Source organism: Sporosarcina sp. FSL K6-1508 (assembly GCF_038007465.1).
In the GTDB taxonomy this organism is placed as follows: Bacteria; Bacillota; Bacilli; order Bacillales_A; family Planococcaceae; genus Sporosarcina; species Sporosarcina psychrophila_B.
The window spans coordinates 940,868-965,701 of the sequence record NZ_JBBOXF010000001.1 but is presented as its reverse complement, the minus strand read 5'-3'; the positions used below and the strand labels follow the sequence as shown (position 1 = coordinate 965,701).

The window sequence follows — 24,834 nt, the reverse complement described above, 5'->3', positions numbered from 1 at the left end:
ATAGTGAATGATGCCACCCGAGTTAATCTACCGTAACAGAAAGCTCTTTCACCACTAACGACGGTGAGCCATAACCGCCTGGCATGAATTCAAGGTCTGCCCCTGTCTCTACGATGTCTTTTAAATAATCGAAGAAGTTGCCCGCAATTGTCATCTGTTTGACCGCTGATGCGATTTTCCCGTCTTTAATATGGAAGCCCGTCGCCGCAAGCGAGAAGTCACCCGAGACCGTACTGGCTCCAGAATGAAGGCCGGCCAAACCTGTGATGAAGATTCCTTCTTCCACAGAGGCAATCAATTCCTCCTTGCTCTTGTTACCTGGAGCGATATACATATTCAGCGGAGCGATTGTGAGTGTGCTTTTATAGGATGATTTCCGTGCGTGTCCAGTCGTTACAACGCCATCTTTTTTCGCTGTTTTCCTGTTATGAAGTAGCGTTTCCAGTGTTCCATTTGAGACGATTGCACGTTTTTGGGTCGCTACGCCTTCACCGTCAAAATTTGAACCCGAAATTGCGTCTGGATGAGATGGATCATCAAGCAGCATGAATGTATCGGCTGCAATCTTCTCTCCAACTTTCCCTTTCAGTAAGGACTGACCCGCTTGCGTATTTTCGGCCGAAAAAACCGGTGCGAATGTCGCGAGTAACGACGCAGATGCATCATGACGCATTATGATTGGATATTTCTTGGTTGGAATTGACCTTTCACCAAGACTTGACAGCGCTTCTTCTGCCACCTCCTTCGCAATTGCTTCGGCATCGAGCTCAGCGAAGTTACGAGTCATTTTAATACAACTTCCCGTTTTCATCTCTTCCCCATCTTTAACGACAGCGGAAATAAAGATAATGAGACCGTTCTGCTTTTCATTCAACGAAAGTCCTTTGTTATTCGCCATAACACGCTCTTCGGAAAAATCTTGCAGCGCGCAATAATTAAGCGTGACAATACGCGGATCATACGCGTAAACTTTCGCTTCAATCGACTTGATCAGTTCGATTTTCTCAAGGGTAGGCACTTGCGCAAGCTCTTCACTATAGAAGTTATGCTTTGCATACGTTTCACTGCCTTTGAAAATATCCGTTCCGTCATCTTCATCAAGTACTTCCGCATTCGCTTTGGCACCGTCAATCAAAAATGCAATCGAGGCTTCTTCGATTTTTTCCGTATAAGCATAGCCCATTTTCCCATTGTAAAGGCCACGAAAACCAAGGCCCCCCTCTTCAGATGTCTCGTAACTGTCGATTTCTCCTTTAAAAGTCATGACACGAAATGATTCGGATTTCTCATAATAAACTTCAGCTTCCTTGAAACCTGTTCCCATTGCTTCAGCTAATAGCTTCTCTTGAAATTCGTTGATAGTCATCAATTATTCCCCCTTCGTCCCGCCGACGGTAATTTCACTGACACGAATCATTGGCTGACCGACATTGACCGGCAAACTTCCGCTGATTGACCCGCACATTCCCGCACCGTGTCCAAGATTATTACCAACCATGTCAACAAGCTGTAGCGTTTTTGCACCGTTTCCAATTAATGTTGCGCCCCGTACTGGACGATCAATTTTACCGTCTTTTACTAGATATGCCTCAGCCACGGCAAAGTTGTAATCACCCGTTGCTGGATTCACTGAACCACCACCCATATATTTCGCGTAAATACCATGTTCCGTCGATGCGATGATTTCTTCTGGCATCGATTTACCTGGTGCGATATATGTGTTCGTCATGCGCGATGTCGGATTAAAGCGGTATGACTGACGGCGTGAAGAGCCCGTCGCTTCCGTATTCATGCGACGTGCATTGAATTTATCGACAAGATAGCCTTTTAAGATTCCATCTTCAATAAGGACGTTTTTCCGCGTCTTTTCACCTTCATCATCAATATTGAGGGATCCCCACTCGTTCGGCAGTGTTCCGTCATCGATGTATGTGACGATATCAGGCGCCACCTTTTCGCCAATCCGGTTCGCGAAAACAGAGTTATTTTTTGCAACAGAAGTCGCTTCCAATCCATGACCGCAAGCTTCGTGAAAAATGACCCCACCGAATTCATTGTCGATAATGACCGGGAACTTTCCACTCGGACATTCATCCGCTTTAAGCATCGTCACCGCAATGCGCGCGGCTTCGCCAGCATAATGATTGAGGTCTAGGTTTTCGATAAATTCAAAACCCGCATGTGCTCCCGGTCCATAGAAACCGGTTTGCATTTCAATCCCGTCAGAAGCAATTGCTTGAATGGAGAGCCTGCTGTGGACTCGTGTATCCTCAACAAATTTACCTTCCGAGTTCGCAATAAGCACATTTTGTTCTTCGTCAATATAACGAAGTTCAGCTTGCTTGATGCGTGCATCATAGTTTCTCGCAATTTCATTGGCCTTTTTCATAACTGCCGCTTTTCGTGCATGTTCCACCGTTTGCGGCATTTGTACAATTTTATGAATTGCAGAGACTGTTTCTTTCTGAAGCGGGTGAATTGTCCCGCTGCCTCCGCCTTTGATGGCAAGCGCTGCCCGTTTTGCCGCATTAATTAGTCCTTCTTCCGAGAAATCAGTCGTATACGTGTAAATACTTTGAAGTCCAGAAAATATGCGGATTCCGATCCCGAAATCACGACCGGATATACTCTTTTCTATCTTGCCGCCCTGCAACTCCATCATGTTCATAAATTTGTCTTCAATGAATACTTCGGAGAAATCGCCACCCGTGGAGAGTGCGGCTTCCAATACGTTTTCAATTATTGATTGCTTGATCATATTCCTATTCCCCCTTTAATACCTGATTATAACGAATAATTAAAACAATGGCACTGTTTCTGTTATTAATTTGGCATTTTGAGAGATAGTAGATTGGATAACCGAAGAAGCCTAACAGATGTCAGGCTTCTCGTTGGTCGGTATTTGTAAATGCCCGAATAGTTTGGACTCAATCCGCTCCGGCACCGCCGCCATCGCCCCCAGATCCACCTCCGCCGCCTCCCGTATCAAAGGTTTGAGCGGATCCGCCATCACTGGAACTCGCTTTGACAATTCGTGTGGCTCCCCATGTAGATTGTACAAAGTGAAGTGGGTCTGCCTCCATAGCGAATAAGGCGGTAAATGGCAAAGTACCCGCAAGCCCGTTTTTGATTTCGGGAAGCTTTTTATGGGCTGAATTTAACAAATAGGCACGTGTTAGCCACCGCTCCTGTTCTTCAATCGTCAAGCCTAGGGGGAACCCTCTTTCAATCTGTTTGTGGAACTTGATGATACTCATCTTCGTGTACAGTGCATTCAAGGACGTTAGTAAAGTTGACGGCAACATGTAGTACAGCAATGTTCCTGCTAGTAGGAGGGCGGTCAACGCTATGTACAAGTCCCCTGTAATCATCTGTCGCATGACGAAAAATAGGATAATGAAAAACACAATCGGCAGCCATTTGTTCAATGGGTTTTGAGTAAACAGACCAATCACTAGTATTGCGATAATGAACGGAAAGGCTATCTCCCATCCACTTCCACCAGCTGTATAAACAGCGAAAGCCATAAGTAATGCAATTACAACAAAAATCATCTGCTTCAACACATTAGATAACTTACCGGAAACTGTTCGTGCTTCTACCATTAGCGCCTTCACGTCCCCATGCCATTTATAATGCGTTTTTTCAAATACATATTGTTTATTCAAATAAGACTTCTCACGGTCTTTTTCACCGTCAGCCTTTCCTGCGATATCATGTAAATGAAATTTACGGTTCGTTAAGCCGACTTTGAACAGCCAAGTGACCAGCTTTTTTTCATAAGCTAATAACGGCTGAGTGCCCTTTTTGAACTGAAAGGCGAAGGTCTTCTCGGGGACATTCAACTGGCCTTTGAATCTGTCAGCAGAAGGTGCTAGTTGGATGTCAACATGGCCTTTCTCGGCTAAGGAAAAAATTCCAGATAAAAAGCTTTTCGGATGATAGTCGCCATTATGATTGATGAAAGACAAATATACCGGGTCTGTCTGAAGAACATGAGCTGGATTACCAAACGGAGCGAACCATTTTTGACGCATAAATAACAAGAAGACCGCTCCAAAAAGAAATAGCAATGAACCGCCCCACACACTAGTAGATGCAATCGGAGTCAAGGCTACCTTCAAATGGAATGCCTCCAGCCGCTCTTTTTCCTGTTCAACAGCTTGCTCAAACGAAACTGGTGCAGCACCTTTTTGTTGTTCTGTCATGATGGAAGAGGGAAAAAAAGTCCGGGTTGCTGTTACTGAATGGGCTTGTGAATTCGGGGTTGTAAAAACAATCCCGTTTCGATAAACATTGTTTACTTTTCCGTTTTGATCATACATGAATCCATGAATCTTACTATCGCCAACATCTCCAGGCAGCACATACGCAATAGTAACGTTTTTATAGTCGATATCATGATTAGCTCCACGTTCAAAAAAAGTGATATCCAGATCACTGTATGTCTCATATGATTTTACAGCGCCGCGCATGATATATACATAGAGAACGGAGACGGACTTATCCTTCACGTCGACTTTCACTGTCCGTGTCGTGCCGTTTGCCGCGACCTTGACCGTATTCAACATACTTCCATTTATTTCACCTACGACAGGATGCTTTCCGCTAACAATGTGCGCTTCGAAGCCTTCTACTTGTCTGTTGTGCTTATCCGGAAATGAACGAGTCAGCTCAGAAAAGTTACCGTCAAGCGTATAGGTGAATAGTTCATTCACTACCATATCGCCGTTTGGCTGCACCCATCCCTTAATTTGAACTTCATCAATTGTATAAGATTTTGCAAGTGCCACCGCATTAAACGATATAACGAAAGTGATGGTAATCAGGATTGCGATAATTTTTTTCATAGAAAACACCCCCTTTTCTGTTCATATGTATACGAAATTAACGCTTCGGCGGTTTCATTTCGATAAAAGATAAGGAAGAAAGACGCATTGGTTATATTATTGTATGAATAGGGATACTTCATCAACTCTCAACAACTTCGCCACAAATAGCAACACCTCATCCTAGATAACATTGCCTGTCAATCTTGGGGGTGGTATAATGGGAACAGGATTTATTGGATAAAAGGAGTGATAGTCAATGTGGTTCATATACATCATGTTTGCACTGTTCGCATTCGTACTCGTTGGTAATATCGCAGGTCTGGTTCGTACATTCAGCAACCATAAATAATTACACGCAAAAGCCCTCCATTTTCGGAGGGCTTTTTGTTTAGCTGATTAACAATGTGGAGGTAATACGCTAGGCGGATGCATATTATCATTTCCTTTTGCATGAGTAGATACTGTCTCATCTTTTTCAAGTCCATCAAAATCAGCAAACGTATTTCCTGCTCCCACTAACATAAATAAGCTCAGAGCCATTAAGGCAACAATCAATTTTTGCTTCATCATTCCTCATCTCCTTCCTTATAGTAATAATTATTATAGAAATCTACTTTCTCATAATCAGCCTGGTCTCTGTAGTACTTCGATAATTTCCAGGCAATTCTTCTTCCTTCTCCAATATAACCATATTTTTTGAAAAATGGGAACATTATTTCTTCACAATGATCATAAAAGTCCTGTTGGGAAACTTCGGCAGACTTAAAGTACTTATAAAAAACAATTAAATAAGGGTCTTTAGTCACCTCTATTCTTCCCTCCATTTCTTTCAATGCATTAGAGATATCAATCCCCGCCTCCAATGACGTATGCAACATATTCAACAGTACCGCATCGTAAAATCCACTGTCATCCGTAATAATATTTTTCAGTTCTGCCAGCAACTCATACGCATATTCATGATTGCCCATGCGATTCTGCAGCACGGAAAGATTGTAAAGTGTATGCTGGTATAATTCCCCCTGCTCCATCAACTGTGTATTACGCATTAGGATGGTGAACAGCTTTTCTGCCTGCAAGTAAAAGTCACGGTTTGTGAAATTGATGGCCAGAAGCATCTGGCCATGCATGAGCCTGATGTAATTACAATCCTCTTGAAAATGATCAACAGCCATTTCCGCATAGTACGACGACTTGCCGTATTGCGTTTTTTTATGCAGTAGCCAGGCTCGCTGATAAAAGTATTCCCCTTCCAATAATTTTGGAATTCGTTCCGCATTTTCTTCAATTTTTGCAAATAACTGTTCTGCTCGCTCGTCTTCTCCTATCGATATATAGAACATGATGGAAATCACCTTTGCCACAATCCGCTCGTAATCATTGAAAGTCGGACTCAGTTTTTCAACCAGCTGATGCTGCCTCTTTGCTTGACTTGTATCTCTTTTGTACAAATAATAGCGTAGCTTGTACAACTCATATTTATTTACCAGATCGGTTGACTGCAGATAATCTTCATTTTCTTTTAGTTCTTTATACAATGTTTCCATTGATTCAAAATCATAATACACAGAGTGGCTGATAAAGCGACTTAACTTTTCTTCAAACTTCTTATAACCGACAACCTCCTTTTCCCATTCAATATGCATTTTCTTGAATAGCTCTTCTAGCGTTTCTTTATGGGGACTGTATTTATTTGATTCGATTTTACTTAAATGTGAAATGGAACAAATACCATTAGACAGCTCTGCTTGCGTCAATCCGTTCCTCAAACGATAGTATTTCACGATGGAACCGATATTCATTCAGAAGACCCCCCCTAATTATTCTGATAAGTCAAATTATATCACATCATTTGCTATTTATTTTTAAAACTTAGCCCTCACTGCTGAAAAAATTGGTCTGCGGGTATTATTGATGCTACCTCACTCGTTTCACTTTCATTTTTACATACAAAAAATCCGAATCACGGAGCTTTTTTCAAAGCTTCCGAGATTCGGTGTATCTTCTAGACTGCTAAAAACTAGAATTACCTCACACGCGCAAATCCAAATCCTGAAGCGATATCATCGCCTGTTCCTGCATAATAACCAGATCGGATATCATTTGCTTTTGCACGGTTTTGAAGGTTTGTACGAAGTTGTACATTTGTATAGCCTGGATTTTCAGCCCATACTTTTGCCGCCAAACCTGCAACATGCGGTGTTGCCATTGACGTTCCACTAATTGTCGCGTATCCTCCATTGTTCCATGCTGAAAAGATTGCTGTTCCTGGCGCTGAAATTTCTACATCAAACTTTTGGATAACGTAATCTCCTGCAGTACGTGTAACTCCGCGTGATGATGAATCCGCAACACGGTATGTGCCATTTTCAATTTTATTTTCCAGATTCGCTACTGCAATTGTATTCTGTAGTGCGGCGGGATAGTCGATTGACCCTTCAGCGTATCCGTCATTGCCGGCCGCGGCAACAATCAAAACTCCTTTGCTATATGCATAGTTCACTGCATTTGTAATCAGCGAAGCTTCTCCATTAGATCCAAGTGACATATTAATGACCGCTTTCACGCCTTGCGCAGATGCTTGGTCAGCAACATGGCGGATCGCATTGGCAATGTCATCGGCGTATCCTGTTCCATTATCGCCAAGCACTTTGTATGCCCATAACTTTGCACTAGGTGCAACGCCGTAGACGCCCCTTCTATCGTCTCCACCTTCACCAAGAGCCGTTCCGGCAACATGTGTCCCATGGCCTTGGTTATCAGTACATGATCCGTTGACGAGCGCCGGGGCTTGTGTAAAGTCCTTACATTGTTCTGCGTTATAGTACAAATCAGCGTGTTTGACGTTCACACCTGTATCGAGAACTGCAATTCGAATATTATTTCCGCCTGCAGTCTGTGACAGGTTATTATCATTGTAGATTGCTTTAATTCCCCAAGGAATAGACTGGCTTGCGGCTGCCGCATCTACTTCATCACTAATTTTTAATGAACTCGGATCGATTTGAATTGATAGCACCGGTACTTTTTCAACTTTCAAATTCGGCATATTCTGCAAAAAACTAAATTCCTTTTCAGTCACGTCAGTTGTAAAAAGATTGGTGTCAAATTGATTGCGAATTTCAAGTCCTTCTTGTGCGGCCGTTACTTCTGCCAAGCCAGTCGTTTCTATCATTACCCGGAATGTTTCACCCCTTTGTGACATCTGCTTTTCCTTAAAATCTTTAAAGTCATCCTGGGCACTTACCCCCGTTGCCGGAATTAACATACATGCAGCAAACACAGTACTTGCTATTAGTTTCATCGATTTCTTCATTAGTCATTCCTCTTTTCTTTTTCGTATTTTGCATCTGAAATGACTATATCAATTATTCTGATAACATGTAATTGGGAAAATAGAATGTTGTTTTACCAGTTCTAACTGTCTTTATCGTCACCTTCTCATTCAACAATCCATAGTAACCAGCAGTATTTGAATAGAAAACGCAAAAAACACCGACCATTGAACCAGTCGGTGTTGGGCAAATTTAGTAGTTTCTTGATTAACAGTGTCCTCTTAAGCTGTAATATCGCGTTTCATGAACGTCGTATAACTAATAACCAGGAAGATTACGATATAAACTGCAAGTACGGCGAGTGAAAACGGCATCGTAATGCCTTCCACAATCTGATAACCTGACTCATACATCGTCAAATCCATATGTGTAAAGACGATGTATTTCACTACTTCATATTGCGATAGAATCATAACCAACGTGTTGCCCATAAAGTAGATGAATAACGACAAGCCGATTGCGAGTGAGCTAGAACGGAAGACGCTACCAATCATAAATGCAAACGTTGCTGTCACAAATACATTTGCAAATGACAGGAGCAACATATAAAGTCCTTTCCCCCAAATAGATACTTCAACAACTTCTTTACCATTCCACGTAAGCTCTACTCCATTCCCCGATTGGAAGAAAATAAAGGCACCAAGTATGGATACAATGAACCCGACGAACATAAGCAGAATACCGAATATAGTGACCGTCACAAATTTAGACGTTAAAATCTTCCACCTTTTCACCGGACGGGATAACAGCATCTTAATCGTTCCTTGCGTAAATTCAGAGGCTACAATTCCCGCTGCAACAATAACTGTGAGTAAAACTGCAATGGAACCGATGCCACTTGAATTCATGATCATACTTTCCCGGCTGTTGCCATCTAGCGGTTCGATTGAATTCGCAAGACGGTATTCAAGAATTTTTTTATCGTTTTCAATTCTCTCTCTTTCACCATCCGAAAGTCCCGAGGTTCCGAGCTCTTCATTCGCATAGGTCAGTTCGCTTTGCACATTTGCTTTCCAATCTTGTTGTGCGTAATCATTCATCGAGTCAATCCACTTCGTCAGACCGAACATTCCCAAAATCGCAAACACGAGTAGGCCTGTCATTAACCAAGTCGCTTTTTTACTCCAGAGTTTCATCCATTCATTTTGTATGAGCTTCAGCAATCTGGCCACCTCCTGTCATTTCTAGGAATTGATCTTCAAGCGTCTTGCGATGCGGCTGAACCGCAAACAATTGCATTTCATGTACCGCAATCTGCTGGACAAGTCCTGGAATCTGCGTCTTCTCTGCATTGATAATAAAACCTTCTTTATACGCTTCCACAGTAAACCCTTCAGCTTTCAGCATACTTTCTGCGATTTCAACCGGAAATGCTTCAATATAATAATGGGATTCTTGCTCTGCTGTCATATCACGTATATCAACCAGTTTACCGTTTTGAATGACAGCAATCCGGTCACACATAAGCTCGATTTCCGACAACATATGGCTTGAAACAAAAACAGAAACGCCCTCTTTTTCAGCAATTAACTTAAGATATGTCCGGAATTCACGAATTCCCGCGGGATCGAGCCCGTTCGTCGGTTCATCAAGGATCAAAAACTTCGGACGGTGTAAAAGTGCCTGAGCAAGCCCGAGCCGTTGCCGCATCCCAAGTGAATACGTCGATACTTTTTCGTGAATCCTGTTTTGCATACCGACCTGGTCGATGATTTCATCAATCCGTGCTTTTGTCACGCCTTTGTGCATGCGTGCAAAATGTAATAAGTTTTTATAGCCCGACATGAACTTATACATTTCCGGGTTTTCAACAATGACACCGACTTTGGAAAGTCCTTCTTCAAAGTCATCAGCCAGTAATTTCCCGTCAATCACGATATCTCCGCCCGACGGTTCCATCAGCCCGACCATCATACGAATTGTCGTCGTTTTCCCCGCCCCGTTCGGACCGAGGAATCCTGTAATTTGCCCTGGATACAATGACAAACTCAAGTTGTCGATAATTTTTTTCCTGCCAATCGTTTTCGATAAATTCTTCAATTCCACTACCGGTTTCTTTTCCATATCAATTTCCCTCCCTAATGAAATGCGCAAGGCGCCGTCACAAATGAACGCAGCTTAAGAACGCCACTTCCTGTGGCAATAGCTGTATGACCTACATCCTGTAGGCCCGCGACAGGCATAAGACAGACCCGCGAAGCAGCGTTTTCTTTGCTGCGGTAGCCGGGCTGACTTATGACCCGAGCGTCTGGCGCCTGGAGCTAGACACTGTTCCATATTGAAAAAATATACCTATCTTTTAAACAGTGACACCATCCATGAAGCGGCATCTTTTCCATACGTATCCCGGATTTCGTCAACCGCTTCATGCGCGATTATACGTCCCCCTCTTAGTACTACGATTTCATCGAGCAATGGTTCCACTTCTTTTATTTCATGTGTCGACAAAAGGACTGTTTGGCGATCCGGATCAGTGAAACGAATCAGGCCTTTCGCGATATCATCCCGGACCATCGGATCGAGGCCCGAGAACGGTTCATCCAGCAAATAGTAATCCGCTTCGCGCCCGAGTGTCACCGCAATTTTGACACGGCCCCGATTCCCTTTGGATAAATGTTTTATTTTTGAATCAGGTGACAGGTTGAGAAACTGTGCAATTTCTCTCGCCTTCACCGGATTAAAATCATTGAACTGTGAGTCGTAAAATTCGATGAGTTGATCCACTGTGAGATAAGGATAGAACAAGTCCGCATCCGGCATATAAGCAATATTTGTCGCCACTCTGCGCGTAATACGACTTCCGTTAAACGTGGCGATTCCAGAATCAGGCGTCACTAATCCTGAAATCAATTTTAGCAGTGTTGTTTTCCCGCTCCCATTCTCCCCGACAAGACCAATTATTTTCCCTTGCGGCAAAGAAAGTGAAAGACCTTCAAGTGCTTTCCGCCCGCCGTATTTTTTAACTATATTTTTCAGCTCAATCATCTTTTTCACCCCGTTCCTGTAGGTGTTGTATCATTTCAGACGTCGTAAAACCAAGTGCTTCCACACTTTGAAGGAATGATGTGACAAGCTGTTCCTTCATTTCATTGCGGAGCATGAAAATCTTCTCCTCATTTTCCGTGACGAAAGATCCCTGCCCCCTCTTCGTTTCAGTGATTTCCATCTGCTCCAGCTCCTTATAGACGCGCTGCATCGTATTAGCATTTACACCGGCTTCAACAGCATACTCACGAACAGACGGCAATTTCTCCCCTGACTTCACTGTTCCTCGAATGATATCTCCCGTAATCCGGTCGATGAGCTGCTGGTAAATCGGTTTGTCTGGAAGAAAATCAATGCCCATCGTTATAACCTCACTTTCTTTTCAAAAAGGACGGCTGCAACGATGAACATAGCAACTGTGAAGAAAGCATCAAGTAGTATTTCACCCGTGTAAAAAAAAGTTTGAGTTTGTTCAAAATACATAAATTCCACATTAATCTTCGGATTTTTAATTTTCATTAAGTCAATCGGTCCAATTAAAGTCAGTTTCTTGTAAAACTCAGAGAGGGCGAGCAGGGTATATAACCGAGATGAAACGAAAAACAAAATAATCGTAACAACAATTGAAAATCCCTTTAAATATGGCTTCATCAATCGATCGATGACCCAGAAGAAGAACCCGATACTCATGAAGATTATCGAAACTGCAAAAATTAGTACGATGAAAATACTTCCAAAGAAAAATAGGTCATCGAATACAGCCATTGTCGAATTAAATAATGCGTATTGTACTGCAAGAACTATAGTGGGAATCAGCAATCCAGCTATCCCAATAAGAGATGCAAAAAAAACCTTCGATCCAACCAGTTTAAAAATGGTAGCTGTTGAATGAAGCCATACATCCGGCCGCTTCATTTCCCTCTCCAACATTATAAACAGCGCACTAACCGGTGCTAACACACTTGCCCCTGCCCATATAAAACAAATAACAAGTGCAATCTCAAAAACATGTACTTCTACTCCCAAAAACTTAGATATCATTAGTGGAAAAAGTGACAGTATGATAATCCCAAGAAACGCGCTACCAAGTAACGGCCACTTCATCGTCACCCACTCTTTTTTCATCAACCCATTCCACTGCTTCATCAGCGTACCTCCTTTTGTATCAGTGTGTTAGTTATATAGTACACTATATGCAATTGGGTTGTAAAGGGATTTGTTGGAATACTTTTTTCATTCAAAAACACCTCTTCCTTTCAGGGGATGAGGTGTTTTATTCAAAGAAAACTATTGATGATAAGTTGGATAATCAATGCTATCGTGACAATCCGCAATATTATTTTAACGTGATGCGGATTCAGCCTTTCAGCAAGCCGCACACCGATTTGAGCACCCGATAAAGAACCGGCCATGAGCACAAAAGCAATTGGCCAAATAATCTTACCCATAGCGATGTAGCTGATGGCCGCGCCAAATCCACTCGAGAACGTTGCAAGACGGCCGAAGCCAATTGCCCGAATGTACGCAATTCGTAAATGACCGAACAAGTACAGAAGTAAAGTTCCTTGTCCCGGTCCAAACATCCCATCGTACATACCGATGCCGAGTAAACCAGGGACGGCCACTTTCGTCGGCCTTAAGCTTTCTTCCCCTGAGAAGTCTGCTTTGGAAAGGAATGAGGTTAGAAAAGCAAAGATAAGAAGGATGACCGCGATAGTGTACATTGTACTTTCCGTCAAACGCGTGGCGATAAAACCACCCGTAAATCCTCCCAAAAGTGATATCGGTATGATCCAAAATGACTCTTTGAATGTAACCTGCTTTTTTAGTAGTACTGTTATAAAGGTCGAAAATGAACTGACTGTTGTTGAAATCTTCCCAGCTCCAAGGACAGAGTGAATTGGAATGCCCATCAGCAGCAAAGCCGGCACTGTAATCAGGCCACCCCCGCCAGCAAGAGTTCCAAGTGTCATCGCCGCCATACCAATGAAAAATATAAGTATGTAATCCATTCTTACACTTCCTTCAATTATAGAATAGGGTTCTTTAGGTAATTGTGTAATTCAATAGCCTTTAATAAAAACAATAAGATTTCCTTATGTAATGGCGTTGGAAAAGGAGATTAGTGCTTCAGGTTAATATGGATTATACTGAAGATATAAAGTTTAGAGGAGTGTTGGATAATGAGCAAATTTTTAACAGGCATTGATCATATCCAAATCGCCGCGCCTTCTGGTTCCGAAGATGCGGCACGGACGTTTTACGGGGATTTGCTGGGTATGGAGGAGATTTCAAAACCAGAAAACTTGAAGAGACGCGGCGGATGTTGGTTTCAGTGTGGTTTACACGAAGTTCACATCGGTATTCAGCAAGATTTCATGCCAGCAAAAAAAGCACACCCCGGTTTTACAGTGAATGCACTTGAGCAGTTGAAAATACAATTGGAAGAAGCTGATTATATGATTAGTGAAGAGCCTCCAATCGAAGGCCGTTCTCGTTTTTTTACACATGACCCTTTTGGCAACCGGATTGAGTTTTTAGCGTTTGAATGAAATTTATAAATGGCATTTAGATTTCTCCTCATTATGCAGCAAGATGCATAATGAGGTTTTTTATTTGTATCTATAGTTTACAATTGCCCTTCCAGTTTACCGATTTTCCAGCCATTCTATCACGCTTCAATAATTTCTTTCTCCTGCACATCCAATCGTTCCAGTTCATGTAGCAATTCTTCTCGCTTTCTCGCAAGTCGGTCCTGAACCTTACGTACATCTTGAAGCACATCGTTCAGCTTACTTTTCGCGTCCGTAATGCGGGAATGAACCATCCAGTCCGAAAAAATATTATCGAAAAACAGGTCGGTAAATGTAAAGATATCATTTTTGTTTACTGTAAATGATTCAGTTGCGGCATTCTGGACATCCATCAATTCCGTCTCGAAATGACGAAGGGCACGCTGCGCGCGGTGAACAAGATCATCGGAGCTATTAATCTCAGAGTATTTCAGGGCGGACACCAGCAATCCACCGCCAAGAAACGTGTCCCACATCGACATTCCTTCTGCCGATCCAAGCTTATCGAGCGCCGCATCGAGTGCCCGATTTGCTTTGTTGCCGGCATCGCGGGCTTCGTCAATTTCACGCAGCATTGAACGCAGTCTTACCCTGTCATCCGCTATTTTTTGTAGCGTACCATTTGCAATTGTGTCATTGTATCGAATCCACGTCTCTTTCTCCTTCAGAAAGTCCGCCCACTCTTCATCGATATAGGTAAAGTCCGGATTTTTCATCTTATCGCGCAGTCGGACCGCTTCCGCTTCCAAGTCCTTCACCATTTTTTCTGCTTCATTGTAATGGAGCTCCGCATCCGCTGCTTCTGAAATCTCCTTCTCCATTTTTTCATCCCATTTGCCTGTCCACTCACTTATTTTATTCATAAAAGAAAACTTGCCAAGCTTCACTACATCCTGTTGTTCTTTTGTCAGTTTTTTATGCAAGTCATCACGTTGTACAATCGCGTCTTTAAGTTTCACCTCTGCATCCTCAAGACGTCTCTTCACCCGGTTGCGTTCAGTTCGTATCATCGTCAATTCCATTTGCCGTTCGTGTATATCCTGCCTCATTGACTCCACCCCTTTCTCTGTTATACGAAAATAAGTGGATGAAGTTTCATTTACACATAATATTTTACCCACATGTGGATAACAATTAAGTAATTTTTTCTCGCATAGGTACTTGTCCACAGCTATTTATTGATTTCAATCAAGGTTTATCCACCCTTAAAGGTATATGCTAGAAGATGAGGTGTGTCCATCATGAAAAAAATGCTGTCAATTGCCATTGTTCTTCTACTATTCCTATCCGCCTGCGGGAATGAACCTGCCGTTTCTACACTTCCCGATCCCGTGCCCGACCAGGAAATGTTTTCATCAGAAGAAGGTTTATCACTAGTATTGGACGAAGACTCATTCATCGGTTCGCCTCCCATCATTAAAACGCTTGTGCAAAATTACAGTTCATCCGATTACCAGTTGGGCGATTTTTATCATATAGAAGTAAATAAAGATGGCCAGTGGCATATTATTACGTATTCAGATGCCGTATTCTTAAAGAATCCTTCCTTCAAAGACTATGGAAATGTGTTGTCAGCCGGCAGTGAAGCACGCCAGACTTTTTCGGTCGATGCGCTCGGCGTGACACTGATTCCAGGTGAATACCGTCTTGTGAAATCATTTATTTCAACAGACGAGCAAATGCACGAACTATCCGTTGCCGTGCCGTTTTCGGTGAAATAAGAAATAAACCGGAACAAAGCATATGAGCCTTGTTCCGGTTTATCAGTTTAACCCCAAACTTCCTTCGCCACGTCCACAATGAATTTCAATTTCTCCCATTGCTGTTCTTCTGTCAGCTTATTACCGTGATGCGTTGAAGCAAATCCGCATTGTGGGCTCAAGCACAGCTGTTCAAGTGGCACGTATTGTGCCGCTTCTTGAATGCGCGCTATAACAGCATCTTTGTCTTCCACTTCTCCATTTTTCGATGTAACAACACCAAGTACAACTTTTGCTCCACCATTTGGAACATGATCCAACGGTTTAAAGTCTCCTGAACGTTCGTCGTCATATTCTAGGAAGAAGCCATCCACTTTTTCTTTTGCAAGCAACGTTGGTGCAATCAGTGCATAGCTTCCTTCAAACGCCCACGTCGATTGGTAGTTTCCGCGACATAGGTGTGTTGTTACAAAAAGATCTTCAGGTTTATCTTCCAAAACGCCATTAATGACGCGTAGTGCCAAGTCGATTAGTTGTTCTCTTGAATAGGCTCCATCGTTAAACGGGATATTCGGTGCTGAAAGACCCGCAATGTAAACATCGTCCAGTTGCAAGTAGCGTACGCCCGCTTCGTAAAATGCTTTCAGTGCGTCTTTGTATGCCTGTATAACATCGTTCGCAAATTCTTCAATGTCCGGATAAATCGTTTCATCACGAATCCCGCTATTAAAGAGTTGATTCGGGCTCGGAATCGTTTGTTTTGCAACAGCACGGCCGCCAACGATTTCATTAAACTCCACAAAGTCCTTGATGAAAGGATGATCAGGGTTAAATGATACTTTGCCTGTATTCCGAACGTTATATCGTTCCGTTTCCACACCGTCAAATGTGTAACCTTTTTCCGGCACAAACCCTTCAATACCATTCAGATGCTCCAAGAAGTCTAAATGCCACCACGTACGTCTGAATTCGCCGTCCGTTACAAGCTCCAGGCCAACTTCAAGTTGCTTATCGACAATCCGTTTGATTTCCTTTGTTTCAACTTCACGTAATTGTTGTGCAGTGACTATGCCTTCTTTGAATTCCTTTCGCACTTTGTGTAAATTATCCGGTCGCAATAGGCTTCCAACGTGATCCGCCCTGAATGGTGCTTTTGTTAGTATCGTCGATTGATTTGTCATAGTAAATTCCTTCTTTCTATTTTTAGTGGGGTAATATGGCGAATGATCTTACCGGGAATCCGGATGCTTTTTCCGGCTTCGGAACAATATTAAAAATGACTGCGCCTGTTGCTGGAACTTTATCCAGATTCGTTAATAATTCGATTTGATAAGCGTCTTGTTCGAGCACATAGTATTCGCCTAAAAGAGCGTTATTCTTTTGAAAGTCGATGGCCGAATCCGTATCGAAAGTCTCATGACCAATCGCTTTCACTTTTCTTTCTTCAAATAAAAACTTCAAAGCATCCAGTCCCCAACCAGGGATACGGTTATTTCCTTCGGCATCTTTATTGTTAAACGCCTCGTGGTCCGGCCAACGTTTGCTCCAATCCGTTCGTAAAGCGACGAATGTTTCTTTCTCTATTACTCCATGCTGTTCTTCAAAAGTTAAAATATCTTCGACAGTTAACGTAAAGTCATGATTTGTATGTGACTCTTTCGATTTGTCGATGACCACAAGCGGTAATATCAATTCCTTCAAACCCAACTCATCCAAGTATCTTGTGTCACGTACGAAATGGATAGGTGCATCAATATGAGTACCATACTGACCAGCAAATTTAAAACTTTGTGCGAAAAATCCATCGTCGTGGTCAAATAATGTCGTAAACTCCGCCGTATCAAATGCTGAAAAATGTGGTGAATCAGGACCAAACGTATGCGTCAAATCAATCCATTCTTTCTCTTTCAAAAACGTAATTGCATTAATTAATTCAGTTGAAATTTAAATCTCCCCCCCTCAATTGATTTATTTTGCAACAACCATTTCCAGAGAGAGAGACAAATAAAAAACCCCTTCTAAATTTCAAGAAGAGGTTTTGGCGTATTCGCTATTTGCTCTTCTTATCTCCAAGCTATAAGCATTACACTTAAGCTTCTGGAATTAGCACAGTACTTAAAAAAGTCTGTTGCTGAGGTATCAAAGGGCCAGTCCCTCCACCTCTCTGGATAAGAAAATTACGTATTTAGTTGTTAGATAGTACAATACATGCCTTTGAATAGAATGTCAACAAGGAAAATATAAAATATTTTGATTATACTATTTTAACTGTTTTTAGATGATCGAGGTAAAATAAAAAGCCCACCTCAGTAGGCGGACTTTTTCAAAACTACGTATTAATGTTTCATCTCACTCCGCAGCTTCCGATGCTCCCGCCGTGCAGGGCCTGTTTCATACAAGCTTTTTTCCGCCTCTGTTTCCGGGAAAATACCCGGGACAGCAATTGGTTTGTTGTGTTCATCCATGGCGACCATCGTCAGGAAGGATTCAGTCGTCAGTTTCGTTACGCCGGTCAGTAAATTCATTGAATGGACAGAAACAAATACTTCCATCGATGTACGGCCTGTTGAGCTGACAATTGCTTCGAGTTCCAATACGTCACCAACGCGTGCGGAGGACAAGAAATCGACGGAATCAATTGAGGCTGTAACGACTGCTGTCTTCGAATGTTTCATGGCCGTGATAGCAGCAATCTCATCGATGTATGCAAGGACTTGCCCTCCGAAAATTGTTTGTAAGTGGTTTGTATCCGGCGGCAACACCAGTTTCGTCTGGATTGTACGGGATTGGCTCATTGGTCTTTTTTCTTGCATGTAAATCTCTCCCTCGCTGTTTATGAATAAAGGAATCTTTTCCAATACTCGTCTCGTATATATAGTATACACATACGGGAGGAATATTAATGTTAAAATTTATCGATAAAAATTATGAAAAAATTACTTGGTTCATCATATTGCTTGGACTCATTACAATTTTCACAGCAAAACAATATCTAACACTAGTTTTGTTTTTCTACCTTCTGATAAGGTCTTTGAAGTCCCGAGATTCCATTATTAAGACTCTTCGTACAACGCCCTTGAGTACGACAATTACTTATGTAGTCGGTATGATTTTACTCATCGCGGCATTAACAGTACTTATGCTATTCTCAGGGAGTTTCCTAAAGCACTATAATATTCCCGCTTTCCTGCAATACATTTATATTGCCGTTGTCCTAGTTGGTTCCATGTTCTTTTATTTCTGGTTTATGGATTTTTTAATAAAAAAACAACATAAGAATGACTCGCGGAAGTAAGTTAAAATCCCACAGTCCAAAGAGGACACCCCACTGTCGGGGTGTCCTCTTAAACTATTTCTGCCAACAGCGCGTATACACGTTTTATTTCTTCCTGCATCGTCCACTGATCGGTCGCTAGCCATCTGCAATGGATTGCATTTCCTTCAAGCCTTGTCATACCAGCTTTCAAGCCTTCTTCGACTCGCAGTGTTTCCTGTAAAGCACGGACATCGACGTCTGCGGCTTTTGGCGATACGAGCCAGATCGAACCGATATACATCGCCCCTTCAAGTATACCGATGTCACCGAGTGCGGTTTCTTTCGGCGAGAAATGAAGGGAGTCGAAAGCAACTAATTCTTCCTCGACAAAAATCTTGAAATTCGATTGGAACGATAGATAATCGAAAATTTCTCCGCGTTTCTCACGTCCTGGAGCAATGATCTCTCCCCATAACACAGTTGCATCACGGGCCACCCGAATTGTCGTATCGCTGCGGAACTTCGCATCTACAAACGGAATGATCACTTCCGGCATCCATTCAAGACGTGCCCGTTCCCCGAGCTCGACGTCAATTCTCTGTACACAAATATCTCCAGTATACGATGGATAGATTTTTAAAGCAGACTGCTGAACCAACCTTGCACTGCTATCCGGTGCAAGCTTAACTGTAATGTCATTCCGATCCCCTGCGACCATCCCGCCAGATGATTCCATTATGTAGACGGTCGCTTTTGGGTCTTTCCCTTCGTACAATTCCCGACTCGCCTTCAATGGAGGCTGCTGGAAAACATGGGGCATTCGCGTATAACCCCTTCTCAATTCAAACTCTAAATCAAGTTTTCCATGATGAATCGCACGGGATAGATTATGCATTTGAACCAGCGGATCCCGCACCTTCTAAGAGCATATTGTGCTTGATCCAAGTAATAACTTTGTCGACGTTTTTCTGTGTTCTCACATCTGTGAAAATGTATGGTCTTCCGTTACGCATTTTTTTTGCGTCGCTATCCATTAATTCAAGATCAACGCCAACGTACGGCGCAAGGTCCGTTTTATTGATCAATAAAAGATCAGAACGCGTCAAAGCAGGTCCGCCTTTTCTTGGAATATCCTGACCTTCTGCAACGTCGATGACATAAATATAACCGTCGACAAGCTCGGGGCTAAATGTAGCAGACAAGTTGTCGCCGCCGCTTTCCACGAAAATAATATCAAGGTCTTCAAAGCGGTTTTTCAGTTCATCGATTGCTGCAAAGTTCATAGATGCATCTTCGCGGATTGCCGTATGCGGACAACCTCCCGTTTCAACGCCTAAAATGCGGTTCTCTTCAAGTACACCGCTATTTATTAAAAACTGAGCGTCTTCACGTGTGTAAATATCGTTCGTAATGACTGCCACATTATATTCTTTATGCATCGCGCGTGTAAGTTGGTCAACGAGCGAAGTCTTGCCCGATCCAACTGGTCCTCCGATGCCAATACGTACTGGTTTCATTAAAAAAACTCCTTCCAATCAATTAAGAAAAGCACAAGGCGCCCGCTTAGAAGCGACAGGCATAAGACAAACCGGCGGAAGCGGCGTACTTGGCCGCATAGCTGGGATGGCTTATGACCCGAGCGGCTGGCGCCCGGAGCTAGACATTACTCCGTGTTGATAAATTTATACTTATATTTTATGAAATAAATAATCTTGAGAACAAAAACTCGTGCTTCATCGAAGCAAGTTCTATACCTAGCGCGTTATTACTAATATCCTTTTCCGTCAATGTAGAAACTAATTCTGCAGCTTCCGTCACCTGTTCAATCAATTCATACGTCGCTTGGACGCCTGTAGTTTGTCCGAACGGAACTGCACGGACCGCATTTTGGACAAGGCCGTTAAGCGATGCGAATAAATATGTCATAACCGCGTGGCGTGCGCTAACGCCTGTTGTCGCACTGTAAATACCATAGAGAATGGCATAATGCCCTTTGATCGCTTTCGAATCAATACGCGCTTTCCAATCAGTAAGGAATTCATCCGTACCGAGTGGTGACACTGTTTTGATGAACTGTCTGCCGAGTTTCACACTTGCCTCACGTGATTCTTTGGCAAGCTTCATCGCCCCGCACAATTGCTCCAAATAGAGAAGTCGCTCGATATCCTGTTCCTGCGCCGCGGCATACGCTTCTTGAATTAAAATCGCATCACCGCGAACCAGATTATGAAAAAGAAATGATGTACAATAGGCTATCAAATCTTCTTTCGTCCGAATCACATCTTCTTGAATATACGTCTCCATTCCATACGTCTGTGTAAAAGATCCAATTGGAAACGCAGAATCGTGAATCTGTATTAATCTTAAAAGGGCAAGATCAGTGAGAGTGTCCACGGTATTTGAATGGTTGTTTGAATCGTCTTTCAATTGTTTCATATGCAACACCCACTTCATCCAACAGTTTGTTCAGCGTATGATCTGCACGCACGATCACTTCATTTTCTTCAATTAGCGCCGGTGTATGACGGTTACCAAGTTCGAACGCTGTTTTACCCATTTCCGTCATGTTTTTCGGGCTAATTACGATAACTGGTTCCATTTTTGTACGAACAGCAATACGACGTTCGTCGTCCTCGAATAAGATATCGCCGTATTGTAAGGGTTGACGTTCGTGATGATGATCATGGCCATCATGGTCGCCATGGTCATGACTGTGATGATCATGGTCGTCATCATGTTGTTCAAGGGACAACGCGACGTCTGTACCTTGATCTGTTTCTTTGCGCAGAATTCGTTTACTCAATTCTTCCCAGTCAAGTTCAATCCACTCTGTCTTTTTACCAGCAATTTCTTCTTCCGTTCCGATATTACCAATGACTTTAGTTATAAGCATTTAGTATCCTCCTATGTCGGCATGTTCAATAGCTTGAGTCCGAAATGATTGTATTTATATAGGGTAAAGTAAAATGTTCCAGCGAAGGCGGGTAATATGAATTCCTATACTATGGATAGATTTAGAATTCTTCCTAATACCGCTTCGACGCTTTGTGGATGCCTCCCGCGATAAGCCGGAAAGAAGATCACTTTCAGTCTTATCGCTCCGGCTACCACGAAGTCGCGTCTTCGCTGGATGTTCTATATTAGAAAGCACATTGCATTGTCGGGGTTAAGACATGTAGCTCGTTGTGTGACTTTCTTCAATGAAATTAGTATCAAATAGTAATCACATTATAATCTCAGTCCATACGTCTCAAAATCACTTTCAATAATGTACACTCCAGCGCAGGCGCGGCAAAGGGGTAGCCGAAGCTGTGAGACTGGATGCGAAGCGTTAATCCATGCTCATGGCGAGAGGCATCCCCAAAGCGCCAAGCGATCTATAATCCACATTCCAAATTAATACTCTCTCATCATCGAGCGACACAACAGATTCAACGGGATTCTTTAATTCAACATATATATAGTTAGTAATTAAAATAGGAAATAACGTTGTGCCATCGGGAGAACGTTAACTGGTTCACACGTAGCAAGCACGCCGTCAATTTTCACTTCATACGTTTCAGGATTGACGTCAATTTCTGGTGTTTCGCTGTTATGTTTCATATCCGCTTTACCAATGCTACGGCAGTTTTTCACAGTGCCAATCATTTTCTTTAAGCCTAGTTTTTCAGGAAGACCTTCCTCTATTGCAATTTTCGGAAGGAATGTCATCGCCGCCTGTTGTGGCGCTTGACCATGGAAACCATACATACGGCGCCCCATCATCGGTTGTGGTGTAGGAATCGATGCATTCGGGTCGCCAGTCATTGCGTAAACCGCAATTCCACCCTTTATGACGACTTCCGCTTTCACTCCGAAAAACGCTGGGTCCCAAAGAATGATATCCGCAAGCTTCCCTTCTTCGAGTGAACCGACTTCATGACTGATTCCATGTGCAATCGCCGGGTTAATATTTAACTTTGAAATGTAACGCTTTACACGGAAGTTATCATTGTCTTTTCCTTCGTCTTGTGGAAGTGGACCACGTTGCTGTTTCATTTTGTTTGCTGTTTGGAACGTACGCATTGTTACTTCACCAACACGACCCATCGCTTGTGAATCGGATGACATGATACTAAGAATGCCAAGATCCTGCATAATATCTTCTGCTGCGATTGTTTCGGGACGGATACGTGAATCTGCGAACGCTACATCTTCAGGTACATCGTGTTTCAAATGGTGACATACCATAAGCATGTCTAAATGTTCATCGATTGTATTTGTCGTAAATGGTTTTGTCGGATTCGTCGATGCCGGCAAAATATTTGGGTATGCAGCCAATTTCAGCTGATCCGGTGCGTGTCCACCGCCTGCTCCTTCTGTATGGAATATATGGATGACACGACCGTCTATTGCCTCAATCGTATTCTCAACAAAACCCGCTTCATTCAGCGTATCGGAGTGAAGCGCAACTTGAATATCGTATTCGTCCGCAACTTTAAGACTTGTATCAAGGGAAGAAGGTGTTGCGCCCCAGTCTTCGTGAATTTTCATGCCGATTGCACCTGCACGGACTTGTTCTATAATTGGTTCAGGGGTGGATGCGCTTCCTTTTCCAAGTAGACCTACGTTGATCGGCAAGTCTTCAACCGCTTGTAACATCCGGTGAAGATGCCACTCTCCCGCCGTCAAACTCGTTGCTTTTGAACCCGCTGCAGGTCCTGTTCCGCCACCGATGAATGTAGTTGTACCTGTGTTAAGTGCAGTCTCAACTTGCTGAGGACTGATAAAATGAACATGCGTGTCTATCGTACCAGCTGTTGCGATCAAACCTTCACCTGCATACACTTCGGTACCAACGCCAATAATCATATCCTGATCTACACCGTCCATCGTAAGCGGATTTCCCGCTTTTCCGACTCCAATGATGCGGCCATCTTTAATACCGATATCAGCTTTCACAATACCTGTATAGTCGATAATCATAACGTTCGTAATAACTGTATCGAGGACACCTTCAGCTCGCATATTTGTACCATTTTGCCCCATTGACACGCGAAGTGATTTTCCGCCTCCAAAAACGCCTTCATCACCGTATGATGTATAGTCCTTTTCAATTTCAATCCAAAGATCCGTATCAGCAAGACGTACTTTATCGCCTACTGTAGGACCGAACATTTTCGCATATTGTTCGTGTGTTACTTTCATTTATCCTCGGCTCCTTTAAATCCTGCTTCTGCTGCTTTATCCATAATTTCGTCCTTATTATGCGTCGAACCTTCCGTCAAATTATTCAATCCGAACACGTGACGTTTTCCACCAAACTCAACCAATTCAACTTCCTTCTCTTCGCCCGGCTCAAAGCGAACAGCCGTACCGGATGGAATATTCAAATGCATACCTACTGACTGTTCACGGTCGAATTCAAGGAATTTATTAACTTCTATAAAGTGGAAATGAGATCCGACTTGTATAGGGCGGTCACCAGTATTTGCAACGCGTACTGTTTTCACTGGGCGACCAGCATTTATTTCAATCGTACCTTCAGCTGTTCTAATTTCTCCTGGAATCATTGTTGAATCCTCCTCTTATTGAATCGGACGGTGGACCGTCACAAGTTTAGTTCCGTCTGGGAATGTACATTCAATCTGCACATCACTAATCATATCGCCGACGCCTTCCATTACATCCTCAACTGTAAGCACTTGTTTTCCTTCACTCATCAGTTGCGCAACAGTCTTTCCGTCACGTGCGCCTTCCATAATATAGTGGCAAATTAGTGCGATAGCTTCCGGATAATTCAATTTAACTCCACGTTCCTTACGTTTAATCGCAAGCTCTCCTGCTACGTGCAATAACAATTTTTCCTGTTCAACTGGTGATAATTTCAATACAAAGCACCTCTTTTTCAATTAATAAAAAATGAAATCATTAATAAAAAAACCAAACCTTAGACGATTCAGAAAATTAACTGTATTAGTGTTTTTGTTTCCTTTTACAAGTTGGTTTGCATGAGCATGCAATTACGGACAAGTGCCCGGACGATTGGAACCCGTTTAAATCGGGCTTGAGTAGGATTTGTCGAAGAAAGTCGATGACTGTCCTATTATAGCTAATTGTTGTTGCCTCTTCAACTTTATTACCTTTAAAAGGTATAGGGAAATCGAATTGTTT

The 24,834-nt window shown here is 42.7% G+C and carries 26 protein-coding genes and 1 riboswitch; of the genes, 3 read left to right on the top strand and 23 right to left on the bottom strand.

Annotation, left to right across the window (positions count from 1 at the left end):
- Nucleotides 1-22: 22 nt before the first annotated feature.
- From MKZ11_RS04485 to MKZ11_RS04430, 12 genes are all read right to left on the bottom strand, one after another.
- On the bottom strand, nucleotides 23-1,366 hold the full coding sequence (locus MKZ11_RS04485) for a TldD/PmbA family protein (protein ID WP_340792820.1): 1,344 nt from the start codon (nucleotides 1,364-1,366) through the stop codon (nucleotides 23-25).
- 3 nt (nucleotides 1,367-1,369) lie between these two features.
- Nucleotides 1,370-2,758, bottom strand: coding sequence for a TldD/PmbA family protein (locus MKZ11_RS04480; RefSeq protein ID WP_340792819.1), 1,389 nt, complete (start codon nucleotides 2,756-2,758; stop codon nucleotides 1,370-1,372).
- A gap of 169 nt (nucleotides 2,759-2,927) precedes the next feature.
- Complete coding sequence (locus MKZ11_RS04475) at nucleotides 2,928-4,850, bottom strand: DUF2207 domain-containing protein (RefSeq protein WP_340792818.1); 1,923 nt, start codon at nucleotides 4,848-4,850, stop codon at nucleotides 2,928-2,930.
- Nucleotides 4,851-5,228: 378 nt separating this feature from the next.
- Entirely contained in the window at nucleotides 5,229-5,402 is a 174-nt protein-coding gene (locus MKZ11_RS04470) for a hypothetical protein (RefSeq protein ID WP_340792817.1), read from the bottom strand.
- Entirely contained in the window at nucleotides 5,399-6,634 is a 1,236-nt protein-coding gene (locus tag MKZ11_RS04465) for a helix-turn-helix domain-containing protein (RefSeq protein ID WP_340792816.1), read from the bottom strand. Before MKZ11_RS04465 ends, MKZ11_RS04470 begins: the two co-directional genes overlap by 4 nt.
- Nucleotides 6,635-6,858: 224 nt before the next feature.
- Nucleotides 6,859-8,148, bottom strand: coding sequence for a S8 family peptidase (locus MKZ11_RS04460; RefSeq protein WP_340792815.1), 1,290 nt, complete (start codon nucleotides 8,146-8,148; stop codon nucleotides 6,859-6,861).
- Between the two features lie 240 nt (nucleotides 8,149-8,388).
- Complete coding sequence (locus MKZ11_RS04455; protein WP_340792814.1) at nucleotides 8,389-9,339, bottom strand: ABC transporter permease; 951 nt, start codon at nucleotides 9,337-9,339, stop codon at nucleotides 8,389-8,391.
- On the bottom strand, nucleotides 9,308-10,231 hold the full coding sequence (locus MKZ11_RS04450) for an ABC transporter ATP-binding protein (protein ID WP_340792813.1): 924 nt from the start codon (nucleotides 10,229-10,231) through the stop codon (nucleotides 9,308-9,310). The genes MKZ11_RS04455 and MKZ11_RS04450 overlap by 32 nt, the downstream gene beginning before the upstream one ends.
- Before the next feature lie 228 nt (nucleotides 10,232-10,459).
- Nucleotides 10,460-11,152 carry an ABC transporter ATP-binding protein gene (locus tag MKZ11_RS04445; protein WP_340792812.1) on the bottom strand — a complete coding sequence of 231 codons (693 nt, stop codon included), beginning with the start codon at nucleotides 11,150-11,152 and terminating at the stop codon, nucleotides 10,460-10,462.
- Nucleotides 11,145-11,513, bottom strand: a complete 369-nt coding sequence (locus MKZ11_RS04440; RefSeq protein ID WP_340792811.1) for a GntR family transcriptional regulator — start codon at nucleotides 11,511-11,513, stop codon at nucleotides 11,145-11,147. Before MKZ11_RS04440 ends, MKZ11_RS04445 begins: the two co-directional genes overlap by 8 nt.
- Nucleotides 11,514-11,515: 2 nt before the next feature.
- Entirely contained in the window at nucleotides 11,516-12,298 is a 783-nt protein-coding gene (locus MKZ11_RS04435; RefSeq protein ID WP_340792810.1) for a hypothetical protein, read from the bottom strand.
- Nucleotides 12,299-12,429: 131 nt separating this feature from the next.
- Nucleotides 12,430-13,164 carry a sulfite exporter TauE/SafE family protein gene (locus MKZ11_RS04430; protein WP_340792809.1) on the bottom strand — a complete coding sequence of 245 codons (735 nt, stop codon included), beginning with the start codon at nucleotides 13,162-13,164 and terminating at the stop codon, nucleotides 12,430-12,432.
- A 171-nt stretch (nucleotides 13,165-13,335) separates the two neighbouring features.
- On the opposite strand from MKZ11_RS04430, the gene MKZ11_RS04425 reads away from it, so the two are divergent.
- On the top strand, nucleotides 13,336-13,704 hold the full coding sequence (locus MKZ11_RS04425) for a VOC family protein (RefSeq protein ID WP_340792808.1): 369 nt from the start codon (nucleotides 13,336-13,338) through the stop codon (nucleotides 13,702-13,704).
- Between the two features lie 119 nt (nucleotides 13,705-13,823).
- Here MKZ11_RS04425 and MKZ11_RS04420 read toward each other — a convergent pair whose 3' ends face one another.
- Nucleotides 13,824-14,774, bottom strand: coding sequence for a hypothetical protein (locus tag MKZ11_RS04420; protein ID WP_340792807.1), 951 nt, complete (start codon nucleotides 14,772-14,774; stop codon nucleotides 13,824-13,826).
- Between the two features lie 192 nt (nucleotides 14,775-14,966).
- On the opposite strand from MKZ11_RS04420, the gene MKZ11_RS04415 reads away from it, so the two are divergent.
- The gene (locus MKZ11_RS04415) at nucleotides 14,967-15,446 is read left to right on the top strand and encodes an immunoglobulin-like domain-containing protein (RefSeq protein ID WP_340792806.1); all 480 of its coding nucleotides are present in this window, start codon (nucleotides 14,967-14,969) and stop codon (nucleotides 15,444-15,446) included.
- Between the two features lie 47 nt (nucleotides 15,447-15,493).
- Here MKZ11_RS04415 and MKZ11_RS04410 read toward each other — a convergent pair whose 3' ends face one another.
- From MKZ11_RS04410 to MKZ11_RS04400, 3 genes are all read right to left on the bottom strand, one after another.
- Nucleotides 15,494-16,606, bottom strand: a complete 1,113-nt coding sequence (locus MKZ11_RS04410; RefSeq protein ID WP_340792805.1) for a 5-methyltetrahydropteroyltriglutamate--homocysteine S-methyltransferase — start codon at nucleotides 16,604-16,606, stop codon at nucleotides 15,494-15,496.
- 22 nt (nucleotides 16,607-16,628) lie between these two features.
- A complete protein-coding gene (locus MKZ11_RS04405) occupies nucleotides 16,629-17,369 on the bottom strand; it encodes a cyclase family protein (protein ID WP_340796911.1) in 741 nt (246 codons plus the stop codon).
- 116 nt (nucleotides 17,370-17,485) lie between these two features.
- Nucleotides 17,486-17,600: riboswitch (SAM riboswitch) on the bottom strand.
- Nucleotides 17,601-17,761: 161 nt separating this feature from the next.
- Nucleotides 17,762-18,238, bottom strand: a complete 477-nt coding sequence (locus tag MKZ11_RS04400; protein WP_340792804.1) for an acyl-CoA thioesterase — start codon at nucleotides 18,236-18,238, stop codon at nucleotides 17,762-17,764.
- 89 nt (nucleotides 18,239-18,327) lie between these two features.
- Between MKZ11_RS04400 and MKZ11_RS04395 the strand changes: the two genes are divergently transcribed.
- A complete protein-coding gene (locus MKZ11_RS04395; protein WP_340792803.1) occupies nucleotides 18,328-18,720 on the top strand; it encodes a hypothetical protein in 393 nt (130 codons plus the stop codon).
- Nucleotides 18,721-18,769: 49 nt separating this feature from the next.
- Here MKZ11_RS04395 and MKZ11_RS04390 read toward each other — a convergent pair whose 3' ends face one another.
- From MKZ11_RS04390 to ureA, 7 genes are all read right to left on the bottom strand, one after another.
- Nucleotides 18,770-19,576: an urease accessory protein UreD gene (locus MKZ11_RS04390; protein WP_340792802.1), complete on the bottom strand. Its 807-nt coding sequence runs from the start codon at nucleotides 19,574-19,576 to the stop codon at nucleotides 18,770-18,772.
- The gene (gene ureG, locus MKZ11_RS04385; RefSeq protein ID WP_340792801.1) at nucleotides 19,569-20,198 is read right to left on the bottom strand and encodes an urease accessory protein UreG; all 630 of its coding nucleotides are present in this window, start codon (nucleotides 20,196-20,198) and stop codon (nucleotides 19,569-19,571) included. The genes MKZ11_RS04390 and ureG overlap by 8 nt, the downstream gene beginning before the upstream one ends.
- Before the next feature lie 178 nt (nucleotides 20,199-20,376).
- A complete protein-coding gene (locus tag MKZ11_RS04380; RefSeq protein ID WP_340792800.1) occupies nucleotides 20,377-21,117 on the bottom strand; it encodes an urease accessory protein UreF in 741 nt (246 codons plus the stop codon).
- The gene (locus MKZ11_RS04375) at nucleotides 21,059-21,574 is read right to left on the bottom strand and encodes an urease accessory protein UreE (RefSeq protein WP_340792799.1); all 516 of its coding nucleotides are present in this window, start codon (nucleotides 21,572-21,574) and stop codon (nucleotides 21,059-21,061) included. Before MKZ11_RS04375 ends, MKZ11_RS04380 begins: the two co-directional genes overlap by 59 nt.
- Before the next feature lie 578 nt (nucleotides 21,575-22,152).
- Nucleotides 22,153-23,868 (bottom strand): urease subunit alpha, encoded by a 1,716-nt coding sequence (gene ureC, locus MKZ11_RS04370; protein ID WP_340792798.1) that lies wholly within the window; start codon nucleotides 23,866-23,868, stop codon nucleotides 22,153-22,155.
- Nucleotides 23,865-24,233, bottom strand: coding sequence for an urease subunit beta (locus tag MKZ11_RS04365; protein WP_340792797.1), 369 nt, complete (start codon nucleotides 24,231-24,233; stop codon nucleotides 23,865-23,867). The genes ureC and MKZ11_RS04365 overlap by 4 nt, the downstream gene beginning before the upstream one ends.
- Before the next feature lie 15 nt (nucleotides 24,234-24,248).
- Nucleotides 24,249-24,551, bottom strand: coding sequence for an urease subunit gamma (gene ureA, locus MKZ11_RS04360; RefSeq protein ID WP_067204300.1), 303 nt, complete (start codon nucleotides 24,549-24,551; stop codon nucleotides 24,249-24,251).
- Nucleotides 24,552-24,834 lie beyond the last annotated feature (283 nt).